The sequence below is a fragment of the Acidovorax sp. BL-A-41-H1 genome (genome assembly GCF_051942715.1).
Genome location: NZ_JBPVJQ010000009.1, coordinates 76,970 through 97,799, shown reverse-complemented (window position 1 = coordinate 97,799; position 20,830 = coordinate 76,970). Strand labels below are relative to the sequence as shown.

15 protein-coding genes are annotated in these 20,830 nt (G+C 66.4%); 3 read left to right on the top strand and 12 right to left on the bottom strand.

Annotation, left to right across the window (positions count from 1 at the left end; translation table 11 throughout):
* Positions 1–5 precede the first annotated feature (5 nt).
* Complete coding sequence (locus ACTPOI_RS23345) at positions 6–1,706, top strand: diguanylate cyclase (protein WP_440113404.1); 1,701 nt, start codon at positions 6–8, stop codon at positions 1,704–1,706.
* Positions 1,707–1,750: 44 nt separating this feature from the next.
* Here ACTPOI_RS23345 and ACTPOI_RS23340 read toward each other — a convergent pair whose 3' ends face one another.
* The 11 genes from ACTPOI_RS23340 to ACTPOI_RS23290 form a co-directional block, all read right to left on the bottom strand.
* A complete protein-coding gene (locus ACTPOI_RS23340; RefSeq protein WP_094288017.1) occupies positions 1,751–2,035 on the bottom strand; it encodes a hypothetical protein in 285 nt (94 codons plus the stop codon).
* A gap of 137 nt (positions 2,036–2,172) precedes the next feature.
* Positions 2,173–2,745 carry a dCTP deaminase gene (gene dcd, locus ACTPOI_RS23335; protein ID WP_094286917.1) on the bottom strand — a complete coding sequence of 191 codons (573 nt, stop codon included), beginning with the start codon at positions 2,743–2,745 and terminating at the stop codon, positions 2,173–2,175.
* A gap of 85 nt (positions 2,746–2,830) precedes the next feature.
* Positions 2,831–4,129 carry a guanine deaminase gene (gene guaD / locus ACTPOI_RS23330; RefSeq protein WP_440113399.1) on the bottom strand — a complete coding sequence of 433 codons (1,299 nt, stop codon included), beginning with the start codon at positions 4,127–4,129 and terminating at the stop codon, positions 2,831–2,833.
* 96 nt (positions 4,130–4,225) lie between these two features.
* A complete protein-coding gene (locus ACTPOI_RS23325) occupies positions 4,226–5,326 on the bottom strand; it encodes a BMP family ABC transporter substrate-binding protein (protein WP_440113396.1) in 1,101 nt (366 codons plus the stop codon).
* Between the two features lie 112 nt (positions 5,327–5,438).
* A complete protein-coding gene (locus ACTPOI_RS23320) occupies positions 5,439–6,491 on the bottom strand; it encodes an adenosine deaminase (protein WP_094286911.1) in 1,053 nt (350 codons plus the stop codon).
* Positions 6,491–7,471: an aromatic ring-hydroxylating dioxygenase subunit alpha gene (locus ACTPOI_RS23315; RefSeq protein WP_440113392.1), complete on the bottom strand. Its 981-nt coding sequence runs from the start codon at positions 7,469–7,471 to the stop codon at positions 6,491–6,493. Before ACTPOI_RS23315 ends, ACTPOI_RS23320 begins: the two co-directional genes overlap by 1 nt.
* A gap of 107 nt (positions 7,472–7,578) precedes the next feature.
* Positions 7,579–8,745 carry a BMP family ABC transporter substrate-binding protein gene (locus tag ACTPOI_RS23310; protein ID WP_440113389.1) on the bottom strand — a complete coding sequence of 389 codons (1,167 nt, stop codon included), beginning with the start codon at positions 8,743–8,745 and terminating at the stop codon, positions 7,579–7,581.
* 109 nt (positions 8,746–8,854) lie between these two features.
* A complete protein-coding gene (locus ACTPOI_RS23305; RefSeq protein ID WP_094286907.1) occupies positions 8,855–9,775 on the bottom strand; it encodes an ABC transporter permease in 921 nt (306 codons plus the stop codon).
* A gap of 84 nt (positions 9,776–9,859) precedes the next feature.
* Complete coding sequence (locus ACTPOI_RS23300; protein ID WP_440113385.1) at positions 9,860–10,936, bottom strand: ABC transporter permease; 1,077 nt, start codon at positions 10,934–10,936, stop codon at positions 9,860–9,862.
* On the bottom strand, positions 10,929–12,536 hold the full coding sequence (locus ACTPOI_RS23295) for an ABC transporter ATP-binding protein (protein ID WP_440113382.1): 1,608 nt from the start codon (positions 12,534–12,536) through the stop codon (positions 10,929–10,931). The genes ACTPOI_RS23300 and ACTPOI_RS23295 overlap by 8 nt, the downstream gene beginning before the upstream one ends.
* Positions 12,537–12,615: 79 nt before the next feature.
* Entirely contained in the window at positions 12,616–13,548 is a 933-nt protein-coding gene (locus tag ACTPOI_RS23290) for a LysR family transcriptional regulator (RefSeq protein ID WP_094286901.1), read from the bottom strand.
* 110 nt (positions 13,549–13,658) lie between these two features.
* Between ACTPOI_RS23290 and xdhA the strand changes: the two genes are divergently transcribed.
* The gene (gene xdhA / locus ACTPOI_RS23285; protein WP_440113379.1) at positions 13,659–15,254 is read left to right on the top strand and encodes a xanthine dehydrogenase small subunit; all 1,596 of its coding nucleotides are present in this window, start codon (positions 13,659–13,661) and stop codon (positions 15,252–15,254) included.
* Positions 15,251–17,599, top strand: a complete 2,349-nt coding sequence (gene xdhB / locus ACTPOI_RS23280; protein WP_440113376.1) for a xanthine dehydrogenase molybdopterin binding subunit — start codon at positions 15,251–15,253, stop codon at positions 17,597–17,599. The genes xdhA and xdhB overlap by 4 nt, the downstream gene beginning before the upstream one ends.
* Before the next feature lie 1,041 nt (positions 17,600–18,640).
* Here xdhB and ACTPOI_RS23275 read toward each other — a convergent pair.
* Entirely contained in the window at positions 18,641–20,767 is a 2,127-nt protein-coding gene (locus ACTPOI_RS23275) for a diguanylate cyclase (RefSeq protein WP_440113373.1), read from the bottom strand.
* Positions 20,768–20,830: the final 63 nt, after the last annotated feature.

Genomic DNA, 20,830 nt, shown 5'->3' with positions numbered 1-20,830 from the left:
CGCCCATGGCCCTGCTCGCACGCTTTTCCGACCACAGCCTGCGCATGCAGATTGCGCTGGTGTTCGGCACGCTGGTCATCCTGCTGGCGGTGCTGCTGTCGCTGGGTTTTGGCGAGCTGCTCAAACACCACATCCGGCGTGACGCGGGGCTGTCGCTTCAGACCGTGGCCGACAACGCGAGCAAGCTGCTGGCCAATGGTCTGATGCAGCGCAGCCTGGAGGCCGAGGTGCTGGCCAGCGCCGCAACGATCTGGTCCGCAGGACTGGATTCGCCCGAGGCCCAGCACATGCTGGCGCGCAGCCAGGCCATGGAGCCGAGCAACCTCTGGATCGGCGTGGCCGACGCTCAAGGTGTGGTGCGCAACGCCACGGGCGGCCTGCTGCAGGGCCATAGCGTGGCGCAGCGCCCCTGGTTCCAGCGCGGCTTGCAGGAGGTACATGTGGGCGATGTGCACCCTGCCCAGTTGCTGGAGAGCCTGCTGCCTCCCACCGCTTCGGGCGAGCCGCACCGGTTTGTCGATTTCGCAGCCCCCATCCGCATCGGTCCGACCACCGTGGGCGTGCTGGGCATCCACGGCAGCTGGGAATGGACGCGCGAGGTGCTGGAAGGTCTCGCGCCGTCCACCTCGGCAGAAAACGCGGTGGAACTTTTCATCTTCGACCGCCAGGGCCAGCTGATCCTGGCCCCCCGGCGGCACAGCACCACGCTGCAAGCCACTGGCCAGCGCCTGCCCGAAGGCGTCCACGTCAACAACAACCGCGATGGCGGACGCCTGCAGACTGCCGTGGTGCCCTGGCTGGACGGCAAGCAATACCTCACGGCCGCCACGCAGCTGCAGGCCCGCAATGCTGCCAGCGACCTGGGCTGGCGCATCGTGGCGCGCCAGCCGGTCGAGCTGGCGTTTGCCGAGGCCGACGGCACCGTGCGCCTGGCCCTGGCCATCGGCCTGGCCGCAGCGCTCATGGCGTCGGGCCTGGCCTGGATGGCCGCACGCCGCCTGAGCGAGGACCTGTATGCGCTGGCCGACGCCGCCAGCGCCGTGGAGGCGGGCCGCCCCGGCAGCAACATCCCGGCCATGGACAGCAACCGCGAGGTGCACCAGCTCTCCCAGGCGCTGGGCCGAATGACCCACCGGCTGCTGGCCGCGCGCGAGGCCATGGAAGAAAAGGTGCGCCTGCGCACCCTGGAGCTGGAGGCCGCCAACCGCGCCCTCGACTTGCAGGCCCGCACCGACGCCCTCACCGGGCTGCTGAACCGGCGTGGTTTTGAATCGCAGATGGCGTTTGCACTGGCGCTGGCCCGGCGCAGCACCCGGCCATTGAGCGTGATCGCCGTGGACGTGGACCATTTCAAGCGCGTGAACGACACCTACGGCCACGAGGCCGGGGACGAGGTCTTGCGCCAGCTGGCGCGCACGCTCGAAACCCGGCTGCGCGGCTCGGACGTGATCGCCCGGCTGGGGGGCGAGGAATTTGTGGCGCTGCTGCCCGACACCGATCTGGAAGGCGCACGCGCGATTGCCCAAACCCTGGTCACCGCCATGGCCCAGCAGCAGGACCCGGTGGTGGGCACCATCACCGTGAGTGCTGGCGTGGCCAGCATGCGGGGCGCCGACGACAGCGGCGCGGCCATCCTGCGGCGCAGCGACATGGCGCTCTATGAAGCCAAGGGCCAGGGCCGCAACCGGGTGTGTGTGGAGGCCTGAGTACCCTCAGCCGCTTGGCTAAATAGCAGGCCATCGGCCCCCAGCTACCCCGGCCGGGGGCTGTCGAAGTAGGCCTGTAACTGGGCGGCCAGGTGGTGCAGTTCGCCATCTGCCGCCCCGCGCGCCAGCGCCAGCTGCTCCAGCGCATAAGGGCGGTGGCCCAGCATCATGGACATGTTCACGCAGTGGCCGCTCGCGGCCATCTTCAGCGCGAACGCATTGAGCAGCTCGCAAGGCCAGTAGGTGGCCGGTGGGCCCCCGGCAGCCAGCCCCGGGCACGGGGCCTCGGCCTGGGTGGCGGGCGCAGAAGGTGCAGCAAAGGTCAGCATGGCAAGGCTCCATCCAGCCGCCAGACCGCGCGGCGGCATGGGTTCATGCTAAAAAAAACACTGTGGCCTGCCATTCAGCCAAGCGGCTGAGGCCACGTAGGACGAAAGCCCGGGGCCAGGCCGTACACCCTACCGAATCAGGCCTTGGGCAGCGTCACACCCACCTGGCCCTGGTACTTGCCGCCCCGGTCGCGGTAGCTGACCTCGCAGACATCGTCCTTGTCGCTCTCGAAGAACAGCACCTGGGCACAGCCCTCGCCCGCGTAGATGCGTGCGGGCAGCGGCGTGGTGTTGCTGAACTCCAGCGTCACATAGCCCTCCCATTCGGGCTCGAACGGGGTCACGTTGACGATGATGCCGCAGCGCGCGTAGGTGCTCTTGCCCAGGCAGACGGTCAGCACGTTGCGCGGGATGCGGAAGTATTCGACCGTGCGCGCCAGCGCAAAGCTGTTGGGCGGGATGATGCAGCTCTCGCCCTCGAAATCCACAAAACTCTTCTCGTCGAAGTTCTTCGGGTCCACCACCGTGCTGTGGATGTTGGTGAACACCTTGAATTCGGGCGCGCAGCGGATGTCGTAGCCGTAGCTGCTGGTGCCGTAGCTGATGATCCTGCGGCCCTCCGCCTCGCGGACCTGGCCGGGTTCGAAGGGCTCGATCATGCCGTGCTCGGCCGCCATGCGGCGGATCCATTTATCGCTCTTGATGCTCATAGCAGAACTCCCTGCGCAATGGCCTGGCGGCTTTTCATGAAAACCGCCGGGCGCTATTAAATGTGTAGCTGCCAGCGCTTGATGATCAGGCGCGGGAGCCGTATTTTGCTTGAGAAATCACGGTTTGCTCCACCACCCGGTCGTCGCCGAGCACGATCAGCGCAAAGAGCAGCTCTTCCAGGTTGCGCGCTTGGCTGCTCTTGCGCGCCAGCAGCGGCGTGGCCGCCGGGTTGAGCACCACAAAATCGGCCTCGCAGCCGGGCTGCAGGTTGCCCACCACGCCCGCAAGGCCCAGCGCCCGGGCAGCGCCCGCCGTGTGCTGCCACCACAGCTGCTGGGGCGACAGGCTCAGACCCTGCTTGGTCTGGCCCTCTCGCCCCACATAGTAGGCCGCCATCATGGTGTGGAAGGGGCTGAAGCTGGTGCCACCGCCCACGTCACTCGCCAGACCATAGCCAAAGCCCACGCGGTCGGCGCCGGCGTAGTCAAAAAAGCCGCTGCCCAGGAACAGGTTGCTCGTGGGGCTGACGGCCGCCGTGGCGCCTGTGTCGCGCATCAGCGCCCGGTCGTCGTCGTCAAAGTGGATGCAGTGGGCGTACACCGCGCGCTCGCGCATCAGGCCGAAGTCGTCGTACACGCCCAGGTAGCTGCGCGAGGCCGGGAACAGCTCGCGCGCCCAGCGGATTTCATGAAGGTTTTCGGCCACATGCGACTGGATCCACACATCGGGGTAGCGCGCGGCCAGCTCGCCCGCGCCGCGCAGCTGCTCGGGGGTGCTGGTGGGCGCAAAACGCGGGGTGATGGCATAACCCAGGCGGTCCACGCCGTGCCAGCGCTGGATCAGCGCCTCGGTGTCGATCAGGCTCTGTTCGGTGTCATCGCGCACGCCGTCGGGCGAGTGGCGGTCCTGCAGCACCTTGCCGGTGATCAGGCGCATCTGCTGGCGCTGCGCCTCGGAAAACAGGGCATCGGCCGACGCGGGGTGCGAAGTGGAAAACGCCAGTGCCGTGGTCACGCCGTTGCGCAGCAGCTCGGCCACAAAAAATTCGGCCACCTGCTGGCTGTAGCCTGGGTCCGCAAACCGCGACTCGTGGGGGAAGGTGTAGTTCTCCAGCCAGGGCAACAGGCCGTCGGCAGGGGAGCCGATTACATCGGTCTGCGGAAAGTGGATGTGCATGTCCACAAACCCCGGCGCCAGGATGCGCCCCGGCAGGTGCACCACGGGCTCGCCTGCAAATTGCGGCGCCAGGGCCTGCCAGGCACCCGCCGCCAGCACACGCTGACGTCCCCGGGCATCGGGACCCACGGCCAGCAGGCCATCTTCGTCATACAGGGCGCGGTCGTCGTCGGCAAAGCGCAAAAGGGCAGATCGGTATACAGGCATGGGGGCGAGCTTAGCGGCAGGGGGCGCTGCTTGTATACGGCGCGCCCCATAGTGGCTATGGGGTTGGCGGCAAGCGCGTGGTGGTGATGGCCGCTGCTAGCGCGCCAGCTTGCCCACAACGCCCTCCACCAGCCAGTTCATCTGCAGGATCTGCGCGTCCGCCAGCGCCTGGCCGGGGGCAATGCGCTCCTGCCCTTCGTTGTCGCGCACCGGCGCCTTGCCCGCACGGAAAGGCTGGAGCTTGCCGCTTCCGATGGTCTTTTGCGCGGCCAGCACCTCCTGCTGCACGGAGGCAGGCACCTTGGTGCCGAAGTCACCGACACGGATCATGCCCTCGCGCACGCCGCCCCACACATTGGCGCTTTTCCAGCTGCCGTTTTGCACGGCGCGCACGCGCTCGGTGTAGTAGGCGCCCCACTGGTGCGTCACTGCCAAGATCTGAGCATCCGGCCCGGTCTTGCGCATGTCCGAGTGGTAGGCCACCGCCATCTTGCCGCGCTCCTGCGCAGCCGCCATCACGGCGGTGGAGCCGGTGTGGAACGCAATCACATCCACATCCTGGTTGAACAGCGCCATGGCGGCGTCACGCTCCTTGGGCGGGTCGAACCACACGTTGAGCCACACCACCTTGACGGTGGCCTGCGGGTTCACCGAGCGCATGCCCAGGGTGAAGGCATTGATGCCCTGCAGCACCTCGGGGATGGGGAAACCCGCCACAAACCCGGCCACACCGGTCTTGCTCATGCGGCCTGCCGCAATGCCTGCAAGGTAGCGGCCTTCGTAGTAACGCGCGTTGGCCGTGGCCACATTGGCGGTCTGCTTGTAGCCGGTGACGGACTCAAACTTCACGCCCGGGAAGTCCTGCGCCACCTTGAGCGTGGGCTCCATGTAGCCAAAGCTGGGCGTGAAGATGATCTGGTGGCCCGTGGCCGCCAGGTCGCGGATCACGCGCTCGGCGTCGGCACCCTCGGCCACATTCTCGACAAAGGTTGTTTTCACCTGCGGGCCGAGTGCTGCCTCGACGGCTTTGCGGCCTTCTTCGTGCTGGCGCGTCCAGCCCGCTTCGGTGATGGGCGAGACATAGACAAAACCGGCCTTGACGGGCTCGGCGGCGCTGCCCTTGGCGGGCGTGGTCTGGGAAAAAGCGGGGAAGAAAAAACAGGCGGCCACGAGCGTGGCTGCGAGGTTTTTGTACATGGTGGTCCTCTACATGGTCCCGAAAACAGAAAAAACAAAAGGCTGCCGGGACAGCAGCCTTTGTGGCGTATTTTACCGTGAAGGCCTCCAGGGCAGAGGCCTGCCGCAGGCTTCAGTAGTCGTGCTCCACGCACCGCTCAAAGGTTTCCTTGAGCTTGTGCTCCCACACCCGCTTGTCGGCATTGCCCGCAAAGCTGGCCTCGAAACTGTTGAACGCCAGCTGGTAGGCATGTTTGGCCGTGAGGCCCGTGGCGGCAAACACCTGGGTGAAGTTCTCGTTGATATAGCCACCAAAGTAGGCCGGGTCGTCGGAGTTGACTGTGGCGGCCAGCCCCGCATCGAGCAGTTGGCCGAGGTTGTGGTCGGCCAGGTTGGGGAACACGCACAGCTTCTGGTTGGACAGCGGGCACACCGTGAGCGCAATGCGCTCCTGCGCCAGGCGCTGCATCAGCGCAGCGTCGTGAACGGCCTGCACACCATGGTCGATGCGCTCGACCTTGAGCACATCGAGCGCGCTCCAGATGTAGGCAGGCGGCCCCTCCTCGCCCGCGTGGGCGACCAGGTGCAGGCCCAGTTCGCGGCAGCGCGCAAACACACGCGCAAACTTCTCGGGCGGGTGGCCTACTTCGCTGGAATCGAGGCCCACGCCCACGATCTTGTCGATGAGCGGCATGGCCTGCTCCAGCGTTTCAAACGCTGACTCCTCGCTCAGGTGGCGCAGGAAACACAAGATCAGCGTGGCACTGATGCCCAGCTCGGTGCGCGCATCTTCACAGGCCCGGTGCAGGCCGTTGATCACGGTCTCCATGGCCACGCCGCGTGCGGTGTGGGTCTGTGGGTCGAAAAAGAGTTCAGCATGCAGCACGTTGTCGCGCGCCGCGCGGCCCAGGTAGGCGCGCGCCATGTCATAAAAATCCTGCTCATGAATCAGCACGCTGGCGCCCGCGTAGTAGATGTCGAGAAAACTCTGCAGGTTGGTGAACGCATAGGCGCTGCGCAGGGCCTCCACGCTGGCATAAGGCAGCGTCATTTCATTGCGCTGCGCCAGAGCAAAGATCAGTTCGGGCTCCAGCGAACCTTCGATGTGGATGTGCAGCTCGGCCTTGGGCATGGCACGCAGCAGCCCGGGCAGGCGCTCGGCGGAGATGGGAGGGATCTTGAACATCAGCAGACTCCAAAGGTGATGCCACTCTGGCGCAAAAAGCGGCGGTAGGCAGATGATGCCTTGTCGGCGGCGGTATGCAACTCCGCACGCAGATCGAGCGGCAGGCACTGTGGCATTTGCGACTCCAGTACGGGCTGGTCCTGCGTGAAGATGGTGTGCTGGAAGGCCTGCAGTTTCTCGTCGGGTGAGTCGAAATCGGCCACGGCCAGGCGGAACCACACGCGGCTGCGTACCGGAGTGATCGGGCAGATGAAAAGCGCAATGGACTCGCGCCAGCCATCCACCGCCGTAGTGCCCGCCTCGGGCACCTTGGTCAGCACAGCCGCATACGGGGCCGTGACTTCGTAGGTGTACTCCACCTGCGCCGGGGCGGTCGAATGCAGATTGGACTGGGGTTGCCAGGCCTTGCAGCCCGTGGCCAGCAGGCCGGTGGCGGTGGGCTCCACGCGGTAGTCTTCGATGGCGGTGGCTTCGCGGCTGCCGAGCCAGCCTTCGTGCACAAAACCAAAGTGCGACATGTCGAGAAAGTTCTCGATGATGCGCGGCGCGCTGGCCGCCACGTCGTAAGGGCCGCAGTTGAGCTTGCGCAAGCGCACGTCCTCTTCGGCGGCGAATGGGGGCAGCGCTGCACTGCCTGGCGCAATGCGCACCCACACCAGGCCATGGGCCTCGCAGGCCTCGTGGCGCCGGGCGCAGTGCGTGGCGGGCGGCACAAACGCGGGCAGTGCGGGCACATGTGTGCACTGGCCCGAACCATCGAACTGCCAGCCGTGGTACGGGCACTCCAGCCGCCCCTGCACCGTCACCCGGCCCAGCGACAAGCGCGCACCCCGGTGCGGACACCGATCGGCCAAGGCCTGCACCCCACCCAGGCCATCACGCCACAGCACCAGCGGCTGGTCCAGCAACTGCACGGCCAATGGGCTGTTCCCCACATCACCCGCCAGTGCCACGGGGTGCCACAACGTCGATTCGACCATCGTCCCTGCTCCAAAAAAGCACTCAACAATGAAAAAGGGCCACCCTGGAAGGTAGCCCTTTTGAACGGGCAGCCCCAAGAGGCCGCCCGATGACGGGTGAGAAGTTCTTACTTCTTTTCGCCGCCAGGGATCTTGCCTTCCACGCCCTTGACGTAGAAGTTCACGCCGCCCAGGAACTTGTCATCGGCCACGGCGTCCTTAGCCAGCACTTCCTTGCCGTCCTGGCCCACGATCGGACCCTTCCAGATCACGAAGCTGCCGTCGGCCAGGCCCTTCTTGATGGACTCGACCTTGGCCTTGGTGTCGGCAGGCACGTCTTCAGCGATGGAGACGATATCGATCGCGCCTTCCTTTACACCCCACCAGCTTTGGCCCGAAGCCCACTGGCCTTCCAGCGCGTCCTTGGTGGCCTTGATGTAGTACGGCCCCCAGTTGATGACGGCCGATGCCAAGTGGGCCTTGGGGCCGTAGGCAGTCATGTCCGAATCCCAGCCGAAGGCGCGCTTGCCCTTCTCTTGCGCGGTCTTCAGAACAGCGGGCGAGTCGGTGTTCTGGAACAGCACGTCAGCACCGCCGTTGATCAGGCTGGTGGCGGCTTCGGTTTCCTTCGGTGGGCTGAACCATTCGTTCACCCAGACCACCTTGGTCTTGATCTTGGGGTTGACCGACTGCGCACCCAGCGTGAAGCTGTTGATATTGCGGATCACTTCAGGGATTGGCACCGAGCCGACCACGCCCAAAGTGTTGGACTTGGTCATGGCACCGGCGATCACGCCCGCCATGTACGCACCTTCGTAGGTGCGGCTGTCGTAGGTGCGCATGTTCTCGGCGGTCTTATAGCCGGTGGCATGCTCGAACTTGATGCCCTTGTTGTCTTCAGCGACCTTGAGCATGGATTCCATGTAGCCAAAGGTGGTGCCGAAGATCAACTTGTTGCCCTGACCGGCCAGGTCGCGCAGCACGCGCTCGGCGTCGGCGGACTCGGGCACGCTTTCCACAAAGCTCGTCACGACCTTGTCGCCGAATTCCTTCTCGATGGCCTTGCGGCCGTTGTCGTGGGCAAACGACCAGCCGCCGTCGCCCACCGGGCCGACATAAGCAAACGCGATCTTCAGTGGCTCGGGCTTGGGGGCCGGTGCTTCTGCAACGGGTGCCGGTGCAGGCGCGGGGGCCGGTGCCGGTTCTTCCTTCTTGCCACAGCCCACGAGGGCAGCAGCGGCCACGGCGGAGAGCGCTGCCACCTTGAGCATGGAGCGTTTCTGCAGATCAGTCATGTCGGTTTCCTTATCGAAGAAGTAAGACTTGCAAAGGTTGAGGGACGAAAACGGTGATTATGGTGCGATCTACCGCAGGGTAACCAGATTTTCACGCGGACAACCCTTTTCAGGAACCCGGATAAAACGGCTTGCCCAGCGATGCCGGCATATTGATGCGGATCCACGTGGGATTGCGCGAGATCAGCGCCAGCACCACGATGGTGGCCACATAGGGCAGCATGCTCAGCAACTGGCTGGCCACCTGCACCCCTGTGGCCTGCAAATGGAACTGCAGCATGGTCACGCCACCAAACAGATAAGCCCCAAGCAACACCCGTGCCGGGCGCCAGGTGGCAAAGGTGGTGAGCGCCAGCGCAATCCAGCCGCGCCCGGCCACCATGCCCTCGACCCACAGCGGGGTATAGACGGTGGAGATATAGGCACCCGCCAGCCCGCACAGGGCGCCACCCACCACCACGGCCAGCAGGCGAATGCGGCGCACCGGGTAACCCAGTGCGTGGGCCGACTCGGGCGATTCGCCCACCGAGCGCAGCACCAGCCCGGCGCGCGAGCGGTACAAAAACCAGATCAGCCCCGCCACCAGCAGCATGGTGAGGTACACCAGCGGGTGCTGCTGAAACAGCGCGGGCCCAAGCAGCGGCACGTCACTCAGCACGGGAATCGCGTACTTGGGCAGCTCAGGCAGCTTGGCCTGCACGTAGCTGATGCCCGCGAAGGCCGAGAAGCCCACGCCAAACAGGCTGAGCGCCAGCCCCGTGGCGTACTGGTTGGTGTTGAGCCAGATCACCAGCACACCAAAGATGGCTGCCAGCACGGCGCCTGCGGCCATGCCTGCAGCAAAGCCCAGCCAGGTGTTGCCCGTGTGCACCACAGTGGCGAAGCCCGCGATGGCGGCGCAGAGCATCATGCCCTCGGCCCCCAGGTTGACGATGCCGGCCTTCTCGTTGATGAGCAGGCCCAGGGCCGCGATGGCCAGCACAGTGCCCGCGCTGAGCGTGGCACCGATGAGGAGTGCGTAGGATTCCATATCAAGCCTCCCGCCGGGCCGCCCCAAGGGAGGCTTGCACCCCCATGGGGGGCAACGAATACACGAAGTGATGAGTGTGGGGGCTCATGTCTTTACCACCTTCTTTGTGCCCACCCAGCGGATGCGGTAGGCAATCAATGTGTCACAGGCCAGCAGCGTGAACAGCAGCAAGCCCTGGAACACGCCGGTCAGCGACTTGGGCAGGCCCAGGCGCGACTGCGCCAGCTCGCCACCGATGTAGAACATGCTCATGAGGATGGCCGACAAAATCATGCCCACCGGGTGCAACCGCCCCACAAAGGCCACGATGATGGCCGCGAAGCCGTAGCCCGCGGGCACATAGGGCGTGAGCTGGCCGATGGGCCCGGCCACCTCCAGCGCACCCGCCAGGCCCGCTGCACCACCCGAAATCAGTAGCGCCGTCCACAGCGCGCGGCGCGACGAGAAGCCCGCATAGCGCGCCGCCGCCGGTGCCAGGCCGCCCACCTGCTGGGCAAAGCCCGCTCGGGTGCGGAACAAGAACACCCATAGCGCAGCCGCCCCGGCCAGGGCCAGCAGCAGGCCGATGGACATGCGCGAACCCTGCATCAGGCGCGGGATCTGCGTGACCTTGTCGAAGGTCTTGGTCTGTGGAAAGTTGTAGCCCATGGGGTCTTTCCACGGGCCATAGACCAGATAGCCCAGCACCAGCGTGGCCACATAGACCAGCATCAGGCTGACCAGGATTTCGTTGGCGTTGAACTTGTCGCGCAACAGGGCCGTGAGCCCCGCCCACACCATGCCGCCAAGCACCCCGGCGAGCAGGATGGCGGGCACGATCCAGGGGCCGGTGGTCTTGTCGGCAAGCAACGCCGCGCCACCGGCCACCACGGCACCGATCACGAATTGGCCCTCGGCGCCGATGTTCCACACGTTGGAGCGGAAGCACACGGCCAACCCCAGCGCAATCAGCAGCAGCGGCGTGGCCTTGACCATGAGTTCGCCAATGGCGTATTGGGTCTTGATGGGCTCCCAGAAGAACACCTGCAGCCCGCGCACCGGGTCCTTGCCCAGTGCGATGAACAGGGCCACACCAATCAGCACTGTGAAGGCCAGCGCCAGCAGCGGCGAGCCATAGGTCCAGAGTTTCGACGCCTGGGGGCGTGGTTCCAGCTTAAGCATGCTGCACCTCCCCGGCCTGGTTCTGCTCAATTTGCTGCTGGTGCTGCTGCGCCAGATGGGCCTGCACGTCGGCATGCCACAGGCCACTCATCCATTCGCCAATACGCTCCACCGTGGCCTCGGCACGTGGCACAGACGGCGACAGATGCCCCTTGGCCACCACATGCAGCCGGTCGCAGATTTCAAACAATTCGTCCAGCTCCTCACTCACCACCAGCACGGCGCAGCCCGCATCGCGCAGCGCCAGGATGGAGCCCCGGATCTGCGCCGCCGCGCCCACATCCACGCCCCAGGTGGGTTGCGAGACGATGAGCAGCTTCGGGTTGGCGTCGATCTCGCGGCCCACGATGAACTTCTGCAGGTTGCCGCCCGACAGCGACTTGGCTGCCGAATGCGGGCCACCGGCCTTCACATTGAAGCGCTGGATGATGTCCCGGGCATGCGCTTCAAGCGCGCCCACCTTGATCCAGCCGCTGCCCGACACTGCGTTCTTGCGCGTGAGCAGCAGGTTGTGCGCCAGGCCCATGGTGGGCACGGCGCCCCGGCCCAGGCGCTCCTCGGGCACAAAGTGCAGGCCCAAAGCGCGGCGCTGACCGGGGCCCATGCGACCCGCGTTCTGGCCCGTCACCTGGATGCTGGCGGGCTCCGCGCGCTGGTCTTCGCCCGACAGCGCGTAGAGCAGTTCTTTTTGTCCATTGCCCGACACCCCGGCAATGCCCACCACCTCGCCCGCCTTCACTTCAAACTGCAGGTCGATCAGGTCCACCCCGAACTGGTCGGCGCGCGGCAGCGACAGGCCCTTGACGCGCAGCACGGTGGCGCCGGTCTGTACTGCGCGGTGTTCCAGCGCAGGCGGCTCGGCGCCGATCATCAGGCGCGACAGGGAGGCATTGGTCTCCTCGGCCGGGTTGCACACGCCCGTGACCTTGCCGCCACGCAGCACGGTGCAGGCGGTGCACAGCGCGCGGATCTCGTGCAGCTTGTGGCTGATATAGAGAATGCTGCAGCCCTCGCTGGCCAGCTTGCGAAGCACCACAAACAGCTTTTCAACCGCCTGGGGCGTGAGCACCGAGGTGGGCTCGTCAAGGATCAGTACCTCGGGGTTGGTGAGCAGCGCGCGGATGATTTCCACGCGCTGCATCTCGCCCACGCTCAGCGTGTGCACGGGGCGCAGGGGGTCGATGTCGAGGCCGTATTCGGCGGCCTTGGCGCTGATACGCTGCGTGACTTCGGCCAGCGTCAGGCTCTTGTCCAGGCCCAGCCACACGTTCTCGGCCACCGTCAGGGTGTCGAACAGGCTGAAGTGCTGGAACACCATGGCGATGCCCAGGGCGCGTGCCTCTTGCGGGTTACGCACCTGCACGGCCTGGCCGTTGAAGAACACGCTGCCCTCGTCGGGCTTGACCGAGCCGTAGATGATTTTCATCAGCGTGGATTTGCCCGCGCCGTTTTCGCCCAGCACCGCATGGATTTCACCCGGCAGCACGGTGAGCGAGACACCGCTGTTGGCCACCACGGCCGGGTAGCGCTTGGTGATGCCCACAAGCTGCAGCCGGGGCGGCGACGCCCCCGGGGCGGAGGGAATAGGAGGTGAACTCATGCGGGGATTGTCTCTCAGTTTTACAACTTGTTATAGGAACGAAAACACCTTCTTGCGCTTGTTCAGCATACCCAAGCAGCTATTCTTTTCGTAGCGAAGACGCGACAGCCTTCACACATTCGCGCAGCCACACGGCCGCCGCCGAATGGTGGGTGCGCGCGTGCCAGAGCTGGTAATACATGAGCCGGGGAAACGGCACCGGGCAGGGCAGGATGGCCAGCGGCAACTGCTCCACATACCGCTCGCAATACTGGCGGCCCGTGGTCAGCACAAGCAAGCTGGATGCCACGATGCTGGGGATGAGGCTGAAATGCGCGCAGCGCGCCGTGATGTGGCGCTGCATGCCCAGGCTGTCCAGGTGCACATCGATCACGCCGCGTGCACCCGGGTGGGTGGGCGTGGGCGCGATGTGCTCGGCAGCCAGCCAGCTTTCCACATCCCAGCCGCGCCGCACGGCGGGGTGGTCCTTGCCCACCAGGCACACCACCTCGTCGCCAAAGAGGCGGCCCATGTGCAGGTCGTCCGGCGGTTGCGGCCAGTTGCCGATCACCACATCCACCTCACCCTGCGCCAGATGCGCGTGGTAGTGAGCGTCGGCCGACAGCGGCAGTATCTCGATGGGGCACAGGGGCGCCTCGACCTTGATGCGGGCCACCAACTGGGGCAGGAACAGCGGGTCGAGGTAGTCGCTGGCGGCGACGCGGAAAGTGCGGGTGGCTGTGCGCGGGTCAAACCCGCGTGCATCCGAAAACAGCGCCTCTGCCGCCCGCAGGATAGCCCCTGCGGGCTCCACCATGCGCAGCGCGGCATCGGTGGGCATCATGCTGGCGCCGGAGCGCACCAGAAGCGGGTCGCCCGACAGGTCGCGCAACCGTTTGAGCGCAGCCGACACCGCCGGCTGGTGCATGCCCAGGCGGACGGCGGCCCTCGATACGCTGCGTTCTGTGAGCACGGTGTGCAAGACCCTTATGAGATGGAGGTCTATCTTGTCGAAAAGGGCGTGGTCTCTCATAGCAGTGCGTGCATTGATGTCATAAGCTTGTACTTATGCTGAAGGCCTCGGGGCGCCCTACCCTCTGATGAATTGAAGAATTGATAGCAATCGAAGAAGCGGTATCCGTCATGACCACCCAACCCTTGCAATTCCTGCGCCGAGGCCAGCCCGTGGCGCTGGGCAATGTACCACCCGACCGCACCCTGCTGGAGGTGCTGCGCGAAGACCTGGGCTGCACCGGCACCAAGGAGGGCTGCGGCGAAGGCGACTGCGGCGCCTGCACCGTGGTGCTGGGCGAAGAGCGCGGCGGCCAGCTGCACTACAGCGCCGTGAACAGCTGCATCCGCCTGGCGCATTCGGTGAATGGCATGGCGCTGTGGACGGTAGAGGACCTGGCGGAAGACCCGCTGATCCAGCCGGTGGGCGATCCCCCCGCTGCCCCACAAACGATCACGCTCCACCCCGCGCAGGAAGCGATGGTCCAGTGCCACGGCTCCCAATGCGGGTTCTGCACTCCCGGCTTCGTGATGAGCCTCTTCGGGATGTACCAGAACCACATAGCCCCCACGCTCCCCACTGCGTGTGGTTCGCTGCCCCCCGAGGGGGCCCTCACGCCTAGGGGCGGCCCGTCGGCGCTCGACCATGTCCGCCATGGTGAGCCCATCACCCGCGAGCTGGCCCAGGAAGAACTCTCGGGCAACCTGTGCCGCTGCACCGGCTACCGCCCCATCCTCGATGCCGCCCAGCAGATGGCTGCGCTGCCCGGCATGGCAGTCAATGAAGCCGAAGTGCTACAAAAACTGAAGCTTCTGGCGCAAGACCTGAGCGCGCAGGCAGCCAATTTTTCTTATATCGCCCCCACCAGCCAGGCCGCCCTGCTGGCCGCGCGTGCCGCCCACCCCGGCGCGCAGGTCGTGGCGGGTTGTACCGATGTGGGGCTGTGGGTGACCAAGCAGCACAAGCAATACACGCAGGTGATCGACGTGACCCGCGCGGCCGAGCTGCGCGAAGTCACGCAGCACGCTGAGGCCATCCACATCGGTGCGGCCGTGAGCCTGACCGACGCATTTGCAGCCCTCACCGCACAGTGGCCGCAGCTGCACCGATTTGCCACGCGGTTTGCTGGGCTGCCCGTGCGCAACTCCGGCACGCTGGGCGGCAACGTGGCCAACGGCTCGCCGATTGGTGACTCCATGCCGCTCTTGATCGCGCTGCGCGCCCAGGTGGTGCTGGCCAGCCAGGCCCGGGGCGAGCGCCAGCTGCCGCTCGAAGACCTCTACACCGGCTACCGGCAGAACGTGATGGCGGCGGATGAGTTGCTTGTGCGCATCGTGGTGCCCCGCCCCACCCCGCAAGAACAGCTCCGGGCATACAAGATTTCGAAGCGCTTTGACGACGACATCTCTGCTGTCTGCCTGGTGCTCAACCTCGACATCGCGGACGGCACCGTGCAGCGCGCCAGCATTGGCGCAGGCGGAGTGGCCGCCACGCCAGCCCGTGCGCGGCAGACCGAGGCTGCGCTGGCAGGCCAGCCCTGGACCGAGGCCACCGCACAGCGTGCCGCCGCCGTACTGCAGGCCGAATTCAGCCCCATCTCGGACATGCGCGCCACCGGCGCCTACCGCCGCCAGGTGCTGGGCAGCCTGCTGCAACGCTATTGGCTGGAGAGCCAGGGCCGCCCCTCGGTGAGCCTGGACACCTTGACGCTGGAGGCCACGGTATGAACGCCCCCGAACACATCCCCACCCAGGCCCTGCCCTCGCCCACACGGGCCGCGATGGGCCATTCGCACATCCACGAAAGCGCTCGCGCCCAGGTGGCAGGCGCCGCCCACTACATCGACGACCTGCCCGAGGTGAAGGGCACGCTGTATGCGGCGCCCATCCTCTCCACGGTGGCGCATGGCCGCCTGAACGGTGTGGATGCCAGCGCCGCGCTGGCCCTGCCCGGCGTGCGTGGCGTGGTGCTGGCGAGTGATGTGCCGGGCGACAAGATCCTGGCCGCCTTCGCGCACGACGAACCGGTGTTTGCCATTGATAGCGTGCAGTTTGTAGGCCAGGTGATCGGCTTGGTGGTGGCCGACTCGGTCATGGAGGCGCGCCGTGCGGTACGCGCCGTGAAGCTCGACATCACCCCCCTGCCTGCCGTGCTGACGGTGCAGGACGCGCTGAAAGCACAAAGCTATGTGCTGCCCCCCGTGTTTGTGCGCCGAGGCGATGCGGCCACGGGCCTGGCGCAATCCGCCCACCGCCTGAGCGGCGCATTCGAGGTAGGCGGGCAGGAGCATTTCTACCTCGAAGGCCAGATTGCCTACGCCATGCCGCTGGAGCAAAAACAGTGGTGGGTTTACTCCAGCACACAGCACCCGGGCGAGGTGCAGCACTGGGTCTCGCACGCCTTGGGCATCGACAACCATGCGGTGCGCGTGGAATGCCGCCGCATGGGTGGTGGCTTTGGCGGCAAGGAGACGCAGGCCGGGCACCTGGCCGTGTGGGCTGCCGTGGCCGCCCACAAGCTGGGTCGCCCCGTCAAGCTGCGGCTGGACCGGGACGAGGACTTCATGATCACCGGCAAGCGCCACCCGTTTGCGTACGAATACGACGTGGGCTTTGACGACACCGGCCGCATCACGGGCCTGAAGCTGCACATGGCGGCCAACTGCGGCTTCAGCGCCGACCTGTCGGGCCCCGTGGCCGACCGCGCCGTATTCCACAGCGACAACGCCTATTACCTGAGCGATGTTGAGATCGCCTCGTACCGCTGCAAGACGAACACCCAGAGCCACACCGCGTTCCGCGGCTTTGGCGGCCCACAGGGCGTGATCGTGATCGAGGCCATCCTGGGCGACATCGCGCGCGCGCTGGGCCTGGACGCACAGGACGTGCGCCTGGCCAACCTGTATGGCAAGGACGCGAGCAGCGGCCGCAACGTCACCCACTACCAGATGGCGGTGGAAGACAACATCCTGCACGAGCTGATGCCTACGCTGGAGCAAACCTCGGGCTACCGCCAACGCCAGGCCGAGATTGCGGCCTGGAACGCGCACAACCCGGTCATCAAGCGCGGCATCGCCATCACGCCCGTCAAGTTCGGCATCAGCTTCACCGCCACGCTGTTCAACCAGGCCGGCGCTCTGGTGCATGTGTACACCGACGGCAGCGTGCAGGTGAACCACGGTGGCACCGAAATGGGCCAGGGCCTGCACACCAAGGTGGCGCAGATCGTGGCCGACGAGCTGGGCGTGCCGCTGCACCGCGTGCTGGTCACGGCCAGCGACACCAGCAAGGTGCCCAACGCCAGCGCCACCGCCGCCAGCAGCGGCACCGACCTGAACGGCCGCGCCGCCCAGTACGCCGCACGCAACGTGCGCGACAACCTGGCCTCGTTCGTGTGCGGCCTGGACGGCTGCGGCGCAGGCGCGATCCAGTTCGCGGGCGGCCAGGTGATCTCGCCCAAGGCCGTGCGCAGCTTCGACGCCGTTGTGAAAGAGGCGTACGCCAACCGCATCCAGCTGTGGAGCGACGGCTTTTATCGCACGCCCAAGATCCACTACGACAAGGCCACGCTCACCGGGCGCCCCTTCTATTACTTTGCCTACGGCGCCGCCTGCACCGAGGTGGCCATCGACACCCTCACCGGTGAGAGCCGCGTGCTGAAGGTGGACATCCTGCACGACGTGGGCCACAGCATCAATCCGGCCATCGACATCGGCCAGATCGAGGGCGGGTTTGTGCAGGGCATGGGCTGGCTCACCACCGAGCAGCTGGTGTGGAACGACAAGGGCTACCTGGCCACCCACGCGCCCAGCACGTACAAGATCCCGGCAACGGGAGACATCCCGGCACACTTCAAGGTGGACTTGTGGCCCGAAGCCAACCGCGAGGACAACGTGGGCGGCAGCAAGGCGGTGGGGGAGCCGCCGTTCATGCTGGCGATCAGTGTGTATGAGGCGCTGCGCAATGCGGTGGCGGCTGGGCGCAGTGGCGTGGATGCTGCGGCGCCGGTGGTGTTGACGGCACCGGCGACTGCGGAGAATGTGTTGAGGGCGTTGGGGCGGGTGGGGGATTGAGGTTTTTTTGGCCTCTACCGCCTGCTGGTTATGCCTTTTTAGCTAGTATTTTTATAGCATTTTGATTTCTACTCGGCGTTCGGACTGAGCTTCTGTCTAAGTCTGGGCGCGAGCCCCATCCGTTCGGGCTGAGCTTGTCGAAGGCTTGGCGTGCTGGTTTGGAAGGTGTGCTTGGGTTCAGGGCGGAGGCCGGGGTGTGCGCCCGGCGGCGCAGTGGCTTTCTTTTGCTTCGCCAAAAGAAAGTCACCAAAGAAAAGGCGACCCTGCACGCTGCGTCCCTCCGCTTCGCTGCGGGCAACCTGCGGTGCTCGGACGTGGGGCGCGCCGTGGAACTCGCTTTGCGCTGCGCGCGCCGCTCGGACAACCACGGCGAGTCAGTGCACGAAGCACGGGCGCTTCGACGCCCGTGCCGCCCCACGCCCTGCGCTCCTCGGCGCATCGTGAAGGGGACCCGCGAATCGGACATCCACACGGGCCATTGCTGCGCTCGGCCCAGCCTGCGCAGCGCGAGGCGCTTGCGCCCGCGAGAGGGGGCCGAGCGTAGCAAAGGCCCGTGTGGCTGTTCGGCTGTTGGAGGTCCGGATGTCCAACCCCCTGCTGGCTGCGCCTGCGGCGGGGCGGTTGTGGGGTGGCATGGGCGTCGAAGCGCCCATGCTTCGTGAACTGACTCGCCGCAGTTGTCCGAACGAAGCTGCGAAGCAGCGCAGTGAGTTCTGCGGCGCACCCCGCAACCGCCCCGCCGCAGGTTTGCCCCTTCGCAACGCGAAGGGGTCGCAGACTGGGGGTCGCCTTTCTTTTGCTTACTTTTCTTTGGCGAAGCAAAGAAAAGTGAGTCGCCTGCCGGGGCGACAACCCGGCTCCCGCCCTCAACCCCAGCATGCATTTCAAACCAGCACGCCAAGCCTTCGACAAGCTCAGCCCGAACGGGTAGGGAAGCAGCGCCCGAGAGAAGACAAACGCGGCCCAAACAGGCAGGAATGATTCACTACAAAAACAATAGCTACCAAGGCATACCCATAAGGCGCCAGCAGCCAAAAAACCTCAAACCGGCCCCAACGCCATCCGCCCCGACGCCGACGCCGACACCGTCGCCTGGCTCGCATGCCGCGTCTCCACCCGGTTGCGCCCCGCCCGCTTGGCGTCATAACAAGCCATGTCCGCCGCATACAGCACCGACGGCACATCCTGCAGGCTCGCATCCAGCACCACCAGCCCGATGCTCACCCCCAGCGTGAAACTGCGCCCCTGGTACGACGGCTCCCAGGCATGCACCGCCACGCGCAGTTGCTCCGCCACCGCCTGGCCGCGTGCCAGGGCGCAGCCGGGCAGCACCACCGCAAACTCGTCGCCCCCCAGACGCGCCGCCCAGCCGATCTGGCGCACCTGCGATGCCAGCAGGCGGGCCACATGGCGCAGCACATCGTCACCCGCGTCATGGCCCGCAATGTCGTTGACCACGGTGAAATGGTCCAGATCGAGGAACAGCACCACCCCGTCGCCCTGCGGCTCGTTGCCATCCTCATCCTCTGCGGCACTGCGCTGGCGCGTGGAGCGCTCGGCCATCAGCAGGCCCAGGCGCTCGTCAAAAGCGGCGCGGTTGTAGAGCTGGGTGAGCGCGTCGTGCGTGCGCTCCCAGGCGTGCTGGACCTGGGCTTCGCGGGCGGCGGTGATGTCTTCCAGGATCCACACGGTGCCGCCGTGCATCTCGTCGGGCCGCACGCTGCGCCCCTGCACACGGGCCCACACAGGCGTGCCGTCCTTGCGCATGAAGCAGATGTCGCCGTCGAACGCGCCATGTGCCGCCATCTCGGAGCGCACGCGCTCGCCCACCTGGGCATAGTCTGCGTCGCTGGCGTACACGGTGCGTGCGGGGCGCCCCTGCAGCTCCTGCGCGGTGTAGCCCAGCATCACGCAGGCCTGGCGGCCCACCACGTCGAGCATGCCGTGGCGCGAGATGATGATGCCCACCGAGGCGCTGTCGAGCACGGCCTGGAACTGGCCATCGAGCGTGTCCTTGCGCTGCTGCTGCTGCTGGCCCTGCTGCACCAGGCCCTGGAACACGCGCACCAGTTCGCCCACCTCACCGCCCGCGCGGGGCCAGTCCTGGTCGGTCGGGGGCTGCTGGTGCCGGGTGCTGGTCTTGAGCAGCTGGCGCGCCTTGTGGGTGAGCTGCGCCAGGGGCTGGGCCATCCAGCCCATCAGGGCCACGGCCAGCAGCATGCACAGCAGCATGCTGGCCACGGCCAGCCACCAAGCCTCGCGCTGGGCGCCGCGCAGGGGTGCGAGCAATGCCTGCGAGGTGCTGACCCGCGCCACGATCCACTGCGGCAGGGGCATGCCCGCCATGCTCACGATGTGGTCGGGCTGCACATGGCTCATGCCCCGCCCCACCACGGGCTGGGCCTGGGTCAGCCAGCGCGCATACACCGGCGCCAGCCCGGCTTCGTCACGCACCTGGCCCAGGATGCGGGACGAGTCGGAGTGCGAGAGGATGGTGCCGTCGCGCGTGAACACGATGAGCTGCGAGTCCTCGCGTGCGGGCAGTGTCATGGACGGGGGCAGCAGGCTTTGCGACTGCAGACGCAAGGCCCCGGCCACCACGCCCAGCACGGTGCCGTCTTCGCGGTGCAACGGCATGGTGAACATCACACGCGGCTCGCCACCGCGCCCGGTGATCAACTCGGACACCAGGGGTTTGCCGTCCACCAGGGTGCGGCGCAGGGCATCGCGCTCGGCCGGGTCCAGGTCGGCGGCTTTTTGCTGCTGCCCGGCACGCAGGTTCAGGCGCAGCTCGCCGTTGTCGCGGGCCACCTGCATGGTGTCGAAGAACTGCACGGCGGGCAAACCCTGCTGCAGCAGCCATTCGAGCGACGAGGGGGATTCGAGCATGCCGGGCGTGATGCCTGCAGCCACGGTGCGCAGCACCTTCTGGCTTTGTTCGATCTTGCTGGCCAGCAGGCGGGCCACCACCTCGACTTCATCGGTCTGCTGGTTGACCACCCGGCGCACGGCCTCTTGACCCGATGCGCGCGTGACCAGCCAGGCCGCCACCGCCCCCGACAAGGCCACGGCCAGCGCCGCCACCAGCATGAGCCGCAGCACCAACGCACCCGGCACCAGCCAGCCGGGTGCGTCGTCGGGCGCAGCCGAGGGTGCGGGGGCCGTCATGGACACCCCGGCACAGGAGCGTCGCAGGCACGCGGAAGGTTAGGCATGGGGACGGGTCACAAC